We start from the raw sequence: 12,409 nt of genomic DNA, 5'->3' as shown, positions 1-12,409 counted from the left end.
CCCTAGCCTCCCGCCTTCGCCGATGTCGTGACCACCGCCGCCCTGCCCAGTGCCGGCACCGTGTCACGCGCCACGAGCGCCGCCTCCCGCGACAGCGCCGGGCCCGCGGCGAACGTGCGCAGCAACGGCCACGGCGCCTGGACCGCCGAGGCAGCATCGAGGCCGAGCGCGCGCATGGTGTCGTCGTTGGCGGCGATGCCGAACCGAACGCCGTTGTCGGACACCCAGAACAACGACTCGCGGGAATCCGAGGTGATCACCCCGCTGGTCGAGGTGACGAAGTTGGCCGCCCCCGGCAGCACCAGCACCTGGTTGGCGACCACCGATCCCGGGTTGCGGTCGTCGCGCACCAGGTGCACGATCCGGTCGTCGAGGTAGGAGTACACCGGCAGGCCCCGCCCGTTGTAGATGACCACGCGAGCCTGCGGGTCTGTCGAGCCCTTCTCCCAGCCGACGCATGTGGTCGGATTCGCCGCCGTGTCAACGAAATTCAGCCGCTTCGTCGGGTAGTAGTCCACCGCCAGCGAATTCACCTGGGGAATGTTGACCAGCACGTCGGGCGTAACGACGCGCGGCGCCGTCGACCCGTAGGAGTTCGCGCTGCGGAGCAGGTCCGCGACGAAGCTGGTGATCTTCTGCACCCCGTCGGGCAGCAGCACGTAGAACTGCTTGCCGCCGCCGGCGGTCTGGGCCTGCAACACCGCGCCCACCTGCGAGCCGGACACCCATGTCGACGGCGCGCCCGCCTGAGGGACGTCCGGGACGCGCAGCGGCTCGGTCGCGGGCAGCCCGTCGTACAGCGCGCGCGAAATCTCAACGGGCGAGGTCACTCCGGGGTCCAGCCCGAGACTCAGGGTGATCGCTCTGCTGGCCGGATCAACCTGCGAGCGCTTGCCGCCCCAGATCACGTACGTGCTTCCCTCGAACGTCACGAGCACTCCGGCGTCGTCGGCCAGCGGCGCCGCGCGGCCGCCGCCGTCGAGTGTGCCGGCGATTGACGTGACGACCGGCTTCTCCCCGCTGCGCGGGCGCCCGGCGGTATCGCACACCGCCCACGCCGAGATCGCGCCCCGGTTCACGGGCATCGCTGCCGGCGCCCCCGGAATGCCGATCAGCGGGCCGGTCGGGTACTTCGCGATCTCGCTGCGCTTCACCCACGTCGGCGGGTTCGCCGTCCCGGTGGCCAGCCGGGCCGACGTCAAGTTCAGGGCGGGATAGAGGCGGCCGTCGATACGGGCGTAGATGGCGCCGGAATCGCGGTCGCCGATGATGGCCGATTGACCTACTGCCCCAGTCGGTTTCAGGACGTTCAGCAGCATCATCCACCCGGCGGCGATGGCCACCAGCAGGATCGACAACACCAGGGCGGCGGTCTGCTTGCGGTCGTCGTGCTTCATGCGCACCGAGAATCGGGTGGTCGCCGCCCGCAGCCGTCGGTTGTAGAACAGGTGACCGGAGTTCTGGTCGCGATTCGACAAACTCAGCGGCATGCTCAATACCCCTTAGGTGCTCGGCGAGGATCGGCCTGCTGAATCTGATCAGCCAGATTCGACGCGTCAACCGCGACGCCATAGCGGCCCATCGCATAGTTGATGAATGCGCATGCCTGTGCCACCAGATTGCTGATGTCGCGTGAGGTTCCCGGCTCGTGGTAGGCCGCGAACGTGGGCGCGATGAACTGCCAGGCGCCCTTGCTGGGGGTGCCCCGTGCCGCGTTGGAGTCCCAGCCGTTGACCGCGTGGGCGTTGTAGTTGGACTCGCGGCGGGCCACCAGGTCCATGCCCCGCTCCCAGCGGGCCCGCGCCGCCGGGTCGTGAATGCCCTTGATGTCCAAGGCTTTGCGGATCGCCGCCACCACCGCCGCCCGCCCGCTGCCGTGGTCGCCTCGCATCGCCGTCCGCCTTTGCCGGTAGCGCAGCCGCCGCAGTCGCAGCGCCAGGAGCCGCGCCCGCCGGCGCGAGTTCACGATGTGCCGATGCTGCGTGCGCAGCCTCGCCGCCATCCGGGCCATCGCCTCACGACGCGCCATCGGGTTGTCGGCCGGCGACGTCACGTCGGCCTTCGCGTCGTCCAGGACGGCCCGGGTCGCCGCCCTGGCATGCGCGTGGTCGGCGCGCGCCGTCACCATGATGTGAGAAAGTGCGCGGTCGGTTTGGCTCGACTGGCGCAGTTCGTAGAGCGCGTTCGTCGACCTTGTCGCCGCGGCTCTCGGGAGGCCGTTGGTCCGGATCTCGGGGTGTTCCTGGGCGCCGCCGACCGGAGCGGGAATGGTCTCACCGGCGAACAGGCCGTGGCCGCGGGACAGCGCCGTCACCGCCTGCACCGTCAGCGGATCAGTCAACGACTGCCCCACCCGCATCCCCTTTTTCCACACCCTCTGCCCTGCGAAAATCCGTACTCAATAGCATGCACGAATAGGCAGTCGCGCTGTCAATAACGAACGGTTCAAGCCCGCTTGATCACGTAGCGACCCTACTGCCGGGCGCGTTGCCCGACCACTCACCTTCCGGTGGCGTGGGAATGGCTTGCGGTGCCGCCTATTCCTTTGCCTCGTCGTCGGCGGGCATGATGACGATCCGGCGATTCGGCCGATTCGTGACGACCGTGGGCTTGTCCTCACCGGGCTTGGGACCCGGCGGGCTCGGCGGCATCGTCAGGCGACCCTTGACGGGCTGACCGTTGGGCACGCCCGGGGCCGAGATCCGCTTTTCCGGTGGCTTCTCCTTGCTTCCTTCGCCGCCTGCCCCCATCGCACCCGGCGGCATCATGCCCATACCACCCATGCCGGTTTGCCCCGACACGGTTGGCGCGCCGCTGACCGGCGGCGTCACGGCCGCCTTGGCCGCCCCGGCTGGCGTCGTCGGTGGGGACGACGTCGGCACCGGCGGCGGACCGAGCGAGCTGGCCGGCGTGGTGCCGCCGCCCCCGAGGCCGGCACCGCCGCCCAAGCCTGAGCCCCCGCCGGCTCCGGAGCCCGGGCCGACACTGTCGACGAGATGCGCATCGCTCGCGAGCCCCGCTCCGTGGGCACCGCCCTGCACCGCGCTCATCAGCGGCTGGATCGCGCTCTGGCCGGCCTGCATTGCCTGCTGCGGCAGCTGCGTCAGCGGCTGCATGATGCCGCCGACCGCGCCGCCGAGGGCACCCGTGATGCTTTGCAGCATCTGCTGCATCATCTGCGGCGCTTGTTGACCCACGTTCTGCATTTGCTGCTGTGATTCAGCTTCGTTGGCAGGGAATTTCGCGGCGGCGTCGGCCGCGTGCGCCCGGCGATCCGCGTCGGCCGCGGCCGCGTCGGCGGCGTCTTTCGGCACACCGGCGTTGCCGGCGGTTTCAAGCGCTCCCCGTAATCCGTCGGTGGGGCTGGTTCCACCCGCGGACATAGGAAACGGCATCGGAGGCGGCGCTTCCGGCGCGCCCACTAACCCTCCCAATACGGCTGGAGCGCTTTTGATGGTGCCATCGCCCCCGGTCATAGCCTCACCTCCACCCCGCTATTAGAACCGGAACCCCTTGGTGCGCGTTCAATCACACTTCACCAGTTTGGCATAGCAGCCTGAGATTGGTATTCACCTCGGTTTTTGGACGACGCCTTCGGCGCCAGCGAGACGGCCGATGACGTCGAACCAGGCCATGTGGTAATTCGCGAGATACTCGTGCCCATCTATCAGCGACTCGATTGCCGAGAGCAACATCCAATCTCCGACGGCTGCTGCGTCGTGATTTGGGTAAGCGGTCAGCACCGAGTTCTGAATCTCGGCTATGCAGCTGCGCAAGAGTTCGGTTTCGTTTTCAAGAACACCCGTATTCCGCACCGCCGGCGCCACAATGGCCTGCGCAATTCGCGGCAAACCATCGCGACGGCGCACAGCTTCCACCAGGGCTGGTCCCAGTTCGTCTACCTGCGGCGAGGCCGATCGCGCCGGTCGATCACCGCTGAGCGCGGGAGCTTCCGGGTCCGGTTCGCCGACATATGTGTTGTGCTCGTGGGCAGCCGCGACGACGACGGCCCCCAGCAAATCCACCACGCTTGCATCTCGTCGGCGCGGGGCCGGCTCCAGCACCGTTACGTGGGCCGGCAGTTTGACGTGGGGCGGGATCCACCCGGCAGCGAGGTCGGTGACCAACAGGGTGGTGGTGCCATCGTCGCGCAGCCCAGCCGCCCAGGACAATCGCGGCTCTTGGCGGGCCACCGCGTCGACGAGTCGCTGCAACCTCTGCTGTTCGGCCGCCCTACTGGATACCGCGCCGGCGGTCGCGCCAGTTGCCGCCGACACCGCTGACGCACCGACCATGCTCGACGAGTTCGCACCCGCCTGCCCGGCCGCGGCTCCCGGAGCCCCGCGTTCCACCGGGGAAACCAGGGGTCCGCCAGCCGACGGGGACGATCCCGGCGACGGCGCCACCGGCGCCCCCGAGACTGGCGCCGTCGGAGCCGCAGGCATGGCAGGGGGCGCCGCGACCGACGGGCGCAGGTCAGAGCCGTACGCGGGCAGCGACCCAGCAGGAATATTCGGACTGCCGCTTACAGGCGCTGCCGACCCCGACCAGGATCCCCCTGTCATCACCGGCGCGACCGGAGCGGTGCCGCCGGTGGCCGGTGGCGCGGAAGCGGCCGGCGGGGGTGCGTCGACTGGAGTACTCGTCGGAATGAAAACCCCCGCGCTAGGTGCGGTCGGTGTCACAGGCGGCGTGCCCGCAGGGGGCCCGGTCTCGGGAGGCGCGCCCCCTCCGGATTCCATTGCGTGTATCGCACCCGACGACAACCCCTGGGCACCGGCACCGGCAGGCTGCCCAGTCGCCATCCCGGATGCGAATGATTGCGCCAGGTTGGGCGAGGCGCCCTGCCCAAGGCCGGCGGGTGACATACCCCCGGCGCCGTGAATCGGTGTACTCATCAGCGGAGCACCCGGCACCAGCCCAGTTCCGGTGGCCGTACCGGGCGACACTCCTGGCGCGGTACCACCTGGCACCTCATTTCCATGACCGAACTCAACCCCGTATCCCGCCGGCGTCGCCGCAGCGCCGCCGCTACCGGATGCAGGGCCCGCATGACCAGAACCGCCTCCATATCCCGTCGGTGTCACCGTCGTGTCGCTGCCAACGGGCGACGGGTCGGCGTGACTGACACCGCCGCCGAACCCCGGCGCGGTCTGCGTCGATCCGAGATCTCCCTCGCTTATCGGACGTGGTGATGAAGGATTCTCCACATTGAACCCCTGTTCACGCGCCCACGTTCGAGCGTCACCACCAACACCTTCAGAGTCAAGGATCTTCTGGGTTGCCATTGTGAGCTTGTCGACTGCGTTCAGACTCGCGTTTGCCGCATCACCATTGCAACGCAACTGGACGGCCTGCACCTCTGCGACCTGTTCTGGCAGGGGTTTTTTCGACGCAAGAATTTGGTCTATCTCTCTATTGCCTGCATTCGCTATGTCTGCCAATCGACTTCGTAGATAGTCGATTGCATCAGCGCCGGAATTGAAGGCTCGCGCCTTTGCCTGGTACTTCTCGGCGAGATCCAGATGAAATTTCTCGCCTTCTTGGTACCTGGATATAAGATCGTCCGCCGTGTGGCCCTGGTTACTCGCCGCGATCGTCATCCACTGACTGCGGAGGTCCTGCGAAAAGAACTGCTGCTCGGCACACGCCTGGCTCCAATGTTGAGCACCAGCGCGCAGACCGGTCGACGGCGCTGGCCACCAGGGCCCAATCAGCGCCAGGGTCCACTTCCCGGGCGGAAGGTCAACCGCCACTGCATACCTTCTTCATCGCAGCATCCTTTGCGATGACATCATCGAGTGCTGATTGAAAGTCGGCTTCCGTCGCAACCCCATAGCTGCTCTTTGCCGTCACCGTCAGGTAAGCAGCTTCTAGAGCGCGGGCGGCATCCCGGTGGTTAGCGTCGAGGGCCGGGTTACTCGCTGCCATGTCGAGCATCAGAGCCCCATTGGTTGTGGCGATGCGAGCGAGCGCTTTGTCAGTGCCAGCGGTGTCTACCTGGACAGCTTTCGCTGCGAGTTGGTACATGTCACACAGTTGTTGTTGTGCGGCGGCGACATCGGGGGGCGCATGGGTCGGCGTCGTTGTAGCGGTCGATGAACTCGGAGCCCTCGGTCGTGTGAGGGCCAAGATTAGAGCGGCGATGGCTAGGCCTGCGGTTAATACGACAGCGATTGCCAGCCACGGGCGCGAGCGAGGCACTGGCTGGCCGACATATTTCGGTGACCAATTTGCCCAGGGCGGCTGCGGGGCCGGACCCTCAGCAGGCCTCCAAGGCTCGTCGCCGACCATCCACCCTCCTCAAGTGCTTCCCGAATCGAGACGCTTGTCGGACCACGTGTAAAGCTCGGCTCCAGCCTCCATAGTGGGCCAGGCGGGGGATGGCAGCAATTCACCGCGAGTCGCGGTTTCGTCTACCTGGAGCGGTGCACGACAGGCTTACTGGGTGTTGCGGGATTCTCGGCATAACCGCACCAGGGATTCCCGTCGGTCTCAGATCTAGGCAGCGCTCGTCAGTGCTCCGATCATCGGACGGGTGTGCACATAGGTCGCCACGCGCCACGCGCGCTCAAGAGTGACGCGTCACCCTCCGCTACACACCTTCTTCATCGCAGCGTCCTTGGCATTGACATCGTCAACTACCGCCTGCCAGGCGGGGTCGGTACGCTGCAGTTGGCTTCCCATGGCCGTAGCATTCGTGTACGCAGCCGCGAGCGTGAGAGCGGCTGCTCGGTCGCCGGATGAGATCGCGGGAGCTGATTTCACCGCCTGTTCCAGCATCAGTGACGCATTCACCGTGGCCACGCCCGCCAAGGCAGGATTGTCGCCATTGGTATCAATTTGGACCGCACGCGCGGCTACATTGTAGATATCGCAAAGCTTTTTGTGTGCGTCGGCCGTCTCCGCTGCGGTGTAGGTCGGCGCCGCCGAGGTGCTCGCTGAGCCAGAGGCAGAGTTATTCACAGACCGCGTAGACGCCACAACGAGGGCGGCTGCGCCCAGCAGAACGGCGATGGCTGCAACGCTGATGGCTGGCCACGTGCGTGGGCGCTTTCCGGGTTGAGGTGGATAGGTCGGTGGCCAAAGTCCTGCTGGCGCGCCTACAGGTGGCTCCCCAGCGAAGTTTGGAGGCAGATCCCCCATACAGCAGCCCTCCTCACTTAGCCCAACACCGTAACCGCCATTCTCCTGGATTATCCGCATGTGCTACACGTCAACAACGCAATAACTCCGTCGATGCAGAGCAGATGTAGGCGAATCGAGTCTCCGCCGCACCGGCTTGCCACCGACCGATCGGTCAACCCATGCCATGCCGACATAGGCACATAGCACCTTCCGGCATCGCCGTCCAGCTTCATCGAGCCGTAAGCGCGATCAGCGCGATTTCTTGATCTGAGATCTTTCAATCCGTCGGCCAATTCCGGTGTTCGCAAACCAGGTCTCCACAAGTCTTGATAAGCCAGCTTCCGAAACCACAAGGGGTTCGGTGCTTGTGGGAATGGCCAAGGGGGACGGAGCCTGGCTAATCGATAGCTTTAATCCCGCGTATACAGCGACTCCTGGGCCGGCGCCCGCGCGACGTTGAGTTCAAACTCGCGGCGTCGAGCCGTTCGCGCTCGGCCGCACCGCCTGCAGTTCGCCGGCGTTCTGCTCGTCCATGGTGGTGAAGCCCTTGGCCGCGTGATGGGCCTTCGCGCCGACATCGGTCAGCGTCCGCTGGTGGCCCTGCAGGTTCTGCACATGCTGGGTGTGTGCGGCGGTGACCGCCTCGTGGAAAGAATCCGCGGCGGCGAAGTCACCGAACATTCCCGACGCCAGCGGCCCGCGCGCGAGCTGGTCGGCTCCCTCTTGGGCGTGCCCGCCCGCGCGATGCGACTCGTTGCCTCCGGAGTGCAGCAGCGCTGTGTCGACGAACATTGCCACCCCTTTCAAGCCCGACTCGGTGAGACGCAATCGCACGTCACGCCTGTATTGACCAAGCTAAGTACCTCGACGGCAGCGGTCAATTCACGTCGTCTCGACCGACGAGGCCGGGTCGCCCCTCACAAGGCGGTGGCGCCGTCGGCGAGACCGTCGCCGTCCGTATCGCTCAGCCGCACGTTCCACTTGCCGTCGCCGTCGGTGTCGACGTATCCGGTGACGCCGTCCTCGTCGGTGCACAGCACTCGATCGGCGGCACCGTCGCCGTCGAGATCAAAGAGTCGGTCATTGACGCCGCCGTGACTGTCGAAGTCGACCAACGGGCCGCCGGTGTGCTCGACACCGTCGAGTCCGAACCAGCGCAGTTGCCGGCCCTGCTCTGTGGCTACCCCCCACGTACCGGATCCGTCGTCGGTGAAGTACGCCTCGGGAGTGCCGTCGTTGTCGAGGTCGAGCACCGCGTGATCGGCGATGCCGTCGCCGTCCAAGTCCGCGAGCGCGTCGTCGCGCAGGCCGTCACCATCGAAGTCCAGCCCGAACGCATCGAGCCGGCCGTCGCCGTCAAGGTCCATGTCGAGGTCGCGGTGCCACATAGCCGCCGTGCCGTCGTCACCACTCATGCAGTAATCCACGAATGCTCGGACGCTCAACCACCGCTACGGGTTCCCGCGCGAGCGCCACCAGTTCAGCAGTTCCGCGGTGGCCTCCTCGGCCGACAACGGCCCGCGCTCCAGCCTCAGCTCTTTGAGGAAGCGCCACGCCTCGCCGACTTGCGGGCCGGCGGGGATGTCGAGCAGTTTCATGATCTGGTTGCCGTCCAAATCCGGCCGCACGCGCGCCAAATCCTCTTGGGCGGCAAGCTCGGCGATGCGCGCCTCCAGCCGGTCGTAGCTCGCCTGCAGCCGCGCGGCCCGGCGCTTGTTGCGGGTCGTGCAGTCGGCCCGCACCAGCTTGTGCAGCCGCGGAAGCAGCGACCCGGCATCGGTGACGTAGCGGCGCACCGCGGAATCGGTCCACTTGCCCTCGCCGTACCCGTGAAACCGCAGATGCAGATACACCAGCTGCGAGACGTCCTCGACCATCTGCTTGGAATACTTCAACGCCCGCAACCGCTTTCGCGCCATCTTGGCGCCGACCACCTCGTGGTGGTGAAAGCTCACGCCGCCGTTGGCTTCGTGCCGCCGGGTCGCGGGCTTGCCGATATCATGCAGCAGCGCGGCCCAGCGCAGCACCAGATCCGGGCCGTCGTCCTCGAGCGCGATCGCCTGCCGCAGCACCGTCAGCGAATGCTGGTAGACGTCCTTGTGCTGGTGGTGTTCGTCGATGGCCATCTGCATGCCACCGACCTCGGGCAGCACCACCTCCCCCATGCCGGTCTGCACCAACAGGTCAATGCCGGACACCGGGTCGTCGCCGAGCAGAAGTTTGTCCAACTCCGCGGCCACCCGCTCGGCGCTGATCCGCCCCAACTCGGGCGCCATCGCCTCGATCGCGTCGCGTACCCGCGGCGCGACGGCCAAGCCGAGCTGCGAGACGAACCGCGCCGCGCGCAGCATCCGCAGCGGGTCGTCGCCGAAGGACACCTCCGGCGCGGCCGGGGTGTCGAGCACGCGGTCACGCAGGGCCGCCAAACCGCCGAGGGGATCGAGGAATTCGCCCGGTCCGTCCGGCGTGATGCGCACGGCCATCGCGTTGGCCGTGAAATCTCGCCGCACCAGATCGTCGTCGAGGCGCTCGCCGTACTGCACCGCGGGTTTGCGGGACACCTGGTCGTAGGCGTCGGCGCGGAACGTGGTGATTTCCAGCCGGTGCTCGCCCTTGCCGACACCGACAGTGCCGAATTCGATGCCGGTGTCCCACAAGTTGTCCGCCCATGGCCGCAGGATCTGTTGAACCTGCTCGGGGCGGGCGTCGGTGGTGAAGTCCAAGTCCGGACTCAACCTGCCCAGCAGGGCATCCCGCACGGAGCCGCCGACGAGGTACAGCTCGTGGCCTGCCGCGTCGAACGCCGAGCCCAGCTCGCGCAGCACGGGCGCCTGTTGATTCAGGGCAACCGCGGCGGCGGCAAGCAGCTCGACATCGGCTTCGGACACGTTCGATCAGCGTAGTCGGCCGAAACCGAAACGCCCGTGTGAGGAGGCTCGCACCTGCCCGTGGCATCACTGGCACGCACCCGCGGTGAATTGACCGGCCGACGCGCGGTAGTAGCGTTACGCGCTGCGGGAAGGGTGAAACGGGCGGGGTGATGCGGTGCATCTCCGATACATAAGCAAGGGCGCACTCATCATGTTCGCGGGCGGCGACCCATGGCGTATCAACGGCACATTGCAAAGCGGTCGGCCGGCCCAGATCTCGAATCTTGCAAACGCGTTTCATAGCGCGGGCCACTCCACAGGGGAAGCAGAAGCCGCATTCGACCTGGCGCGCAACCGCTTCGACAAAGCCTGGACGCATCAGGACGGCGGGAATCCGATCAATAGCTCGGCCGAGGTACAACGGGCAATTAAGACGCTCGGGGTACAAGCTGCTCAATTGCCCAAGATCGGTGCCGATCTGGAAAATGTGGCGGCCGCGTTGGCCGAGGCCCAACGGTCCGGACGAGGCGAAATCTCAGCGCTGGAAAAACAGCTACAAGGCCTCGATGATCAAATCGGCGAGGCCGTCGAGCTGGAGAAAGATCCCCGGCTAACAGGGTCGGAAAGGAAGCTGCTGGACCACTACATAAACGGGCTTGAGAAGCACGCGATCGCCGACACCAAGGCGTCGGCCGACAAAATGAACCAAGTCCGCGATCAGTATTCTCGGCAGCTGCAAGCCTCGATGGCTAACCTGCGCAAGCAGGACGGATACGAGCCGCCAATCCAGGTTCTCGACGGCGACATCCCGGAAGCGCCCCCGCAAAACGCAGAGGAACGGCGTCGCAACCAAATCGAGGCGTTCAAGCAGGTCTTTGGCCGCGAACCGACGTCGGCGGCCGACTGGGAGACCGCGGCAGCTCTAGACCCACAGACGTACGACCCCAAGTTCAACGGGGCCAAATCGCAGGTCCGAGTGGTGAAGATTCGCCCCGTACCAGGCCAAGGAGTGGTCCGTGTTTCGCAGTGGATCGAGCAGCGGGACGTGACGAGCTCTCCTTTTGGCAACCGGGATCTTGGGAACGACCGCGGACCCAACATCAATTTCGATCCAGAAGACACCAAGGTAACGACCTACATCGACTTCGAAAATGGCCTCGTGATTCTGCGACAAAATCCGTCCGTCGAAGAGACTTCGAGCGGTGCTCCCGGGACTGTCAAGGTGGGCACACCAACAGGTAGCGTTACTCAGCTCTCCGATGGATCAGTTCGCATAAAGTACGACGCCGGCAACCCTTTCGCGCCAGGGTTCACCGCCGATCCGAACGGTCCATTGGCGGGCCACACCATCACGGTCAATGGCGACCTGGTGTTCACGCCGGGACCAGAAGGTGTGCAGGTGAATGGCACACGTACTAACTACCCCTCGCTCGAGGCTTATCAGGACTTTCCAAGTGGCAGTACGCGTCCGTTGTTGATCGACCCCGCACAGTCGGGTAGCTCGCTAGGCCCAGCCTTGAATCTGTTCCGGCACCACGACGTAGGTCCCCTTGGCGGTAAGGCGTTCACACCGTTCGACACGGGCGGATGGAACCAGAAATACGATGTGCCGGTTCCTCTACCGACCACAGACTTTGGCCCAGTCACCGACATACGTTCGGTGCCTTCCCTGCCTACAGGCATTGCAGTTCCGGCATGACCGTCCAGTGACAGAAAGCAACAGTATGTCGAGTTCTGAGGGAGCGAACTTCTTCGACACCCGCGCCTGGCGCACAGCGACATGGTCAGCGCCCTTTGTCGTCCAACCGATAGTGGGGATGTTGCTTGTCGCCATGTGGCTGCTGGGCAAGTGGCCGTTCGACACACACAGCGCGTACGCCGGTGAGCGCGGATGGATGCTGACCGCCACCGTCCTGACAGCTTTGGCGTCGCTGCTTGCCGGCGTCGCGTTCCTGAGGTCGTCGTCCCCACGTAGTCGTGGTCTTGGCATCAGCGTCGTGAGCTGTTCAGCCGTCGTGCTCGCAGGCGGAACGATCTTCGCTTATCTGGTCCTGCGCTGAAGGGCCGCGATGACGGACAAACCTGCAGTCGACCCATCCAACAATCGCTATGGGCCCCTGAGTTTCGCAGTAGCCATAGCTCACGTCTTCGTGGTCGATCTCGTCACCTGGCTGTTCGTTCTGCCGATGTGGCCCTTGGTATTTGTCGTTCTCCCCGTAACGCTGGCATACGTCGGCGTCAGCGCCCTCATCGCGCGAGCATCGGGCCGCTGTGGTCAGATCGGCCGCGGAATGATGATTGGCAGCTTGTCAGGGCCACTCTCACTCCTGATCTTCATTCCGGCGTTCGTCATCGCGCATGCGATCGGACCGATCTGACCCGATACGTTCAGAGCCATCGCGGGGCCGCCC

Annotated in this window: 12 protein-coding genes; 3 read left to right on the top strand and 9 right to left on the bottom strand. The window is 65.7% G+C overall.

From position 1 onward, the window contains the following. Window positions 1-2: 2 nt before the first annotated feature. The 9 genes from eccB to G6N37_RS20065 form a co-directional block, all read right to left on the bottom strand. On the bottom strand, window positions 3-1,490 hold the full coding sequence (gene eccB / locus G6N37_RS20105) for a type VII secretion protein EccB (RefSeq protein ID WP_163683115.1): 1,488 nt from the start codon (window positions 1,488-1,490) through the stop codon (window positions 3-5). A gap of 2 nt (window positions 1,491-1,492) precedes the next feature. Continuing rightward, a complete protein-coding gene (locus G6N37_RS20100) occupies window positions 1,493-2,359 on the bottom strand; it encodes a transglycosylase SLT domain-containing protein (protein ID WP_174813855.1) in 867 nt (288 codons plus the stop codon). A gap of 178 nt (window positions 2,360-2,537) precedes the next feature. Further along, window positions 2,538-3,476, bottom strand: a complete 939-nt coding sequence (locus G6N37_RS20095) for a hypothetical protein (protein WP_372514703.1) — start codon at window positions 3,474-3,476, stop codon at window positions 2,538-2,540. Window positions 3,477-3,569: 93 nt separating this feature from the next. Further along, window positions 3,570-4,295 carry a DUF5631 domain-containing protein gene (locus G6N37_RS26565; protein WP_332107590.1) on the bottom strand — a complete coding sequence of 242 codons (726 nt, stop codon included), beginning with the start codon at window positions 4,293-4,295 and terminating at the stop codon, window positions 3,570-3,572. A 1,450-nt stretch (window positions 4,296-5,745) separates the two neighbouring features. Further along, window positions 5,746-6,294, bottom strand: coding sequence for a hypothetical protein (locus G6N37_RS20085; protein ID WP_163683111.1), 549 nt, complete (start codon window positions 6,292-6,294; stop codon window positions 5,746-5,748). 291 nt (window positions 6,295-6,585) lie between these two features. Next, complete coding sequence (locus G6N37_RS20080) at window positions 6,586-6,966, bottom strand: hypothetical protein (RefSeq protein ID WP_308205476.1); 381 nt, start codon at window positions 6,964-6,966, stop codon at window positions 6,586-6,588. A gap of 624 nt (window positions 6,967-7,590) precedes the next feature. After that, window positions 7,591-7,920, bottom strand: a complete 330-nt coding sequence (locus tag G6N37_RS20075) for a DUF2563 family protein (RefSeq protein ID WP_163683108.1) — start codon at window positions 7,918-7,920, stop codon at window positions 7,591-7,593. A gap of 125 nt (window positions 7,921-8,045) precedes the next feature. Further along, a complete protein-coding gene (locus G6N37_RS20070) occupies window positions 8,046-8,555 on the bottom strand; it encodes a pullulanase (protein WP_163683105.1) in 510 nt (169 codons plus the stop codon). 24 nt (window positions 8,556-8,579) lie between these two features. Further along, window positions 8,580-10,016, bottom strand: coding sequence for a CCA tRNA nucleotidyltransferase (locus G6N37_RS20065; protein WP_163683102.1), 1,437 nt, complete (start codon window positions 10,014-10,016; stop codon window positions 8,580-8,582). A gap of 157 nt (window positions 10,017-10,173) precedes the next feature. Between G6N37_RS20065 and G6N37_RS20060 the strand changes: the two genes are divergently transcribed. The 3 genes from G6N37_RS20060 to G6N37_RS20050 all read left to right on the top strand — a co-directional run bounded on the left by G6N37_RS20060 (window position 10,174) and on the right by G6N37_RS20050 (window position 12,376). Continuing rightward, on the top strand, window positions 10,174-11,697 hold the full coding sequence (locus G6N37_RS20060; protein ID WP_163683100.1) for a putative alpha/beta hydrolase: 1,524 nt from the start codon (window positions 10,174-10,176) through the stop codon (window positions 11,695-11,697). A 118-nt stretch (window positions 11,698-11,815) separates the two neighbouring features. Continuing rightward, window positions 11,816-12,058, top strand: a complete 243-nt coding sequence (locus G6N37_RS20055) for a hypothetical protein (RefSeq protein WP_163683098.1) — start codon at window positions 11,816-11,818, stop codon at window positions 12,056-12,058. A gap of 90 nt (window positions 12,059-12,148) precedes the next feature. Beyond that, window positions 12,149-12,376: a hypothetical protein gene (locus tag G6N37_RS20050; protein WP_163683097.1), complete on the top strand. Its 228-nt coding sequence runs from the start codon at window positions 12,149-12,151 to the stop codon at window positions 12,374-12,376. The last annotated feature ends 33 nt before the right edge of the window (window positions 12,377-12,409 follow it).

This window comes from Mycobacterium seoulense (assembly GCF_010731595.1).
Lineage (GTDB): Bacteria > Actinomycetota > Actinomycetes > Mycobacteriales > Mycobacteriaceae > Mycobacterium > Mycobacterium seoulense.
Note: the sequence above shows the minus strand (reverse complement) of the source record. Positions and strands in the feature narration are given on the sequence as shown.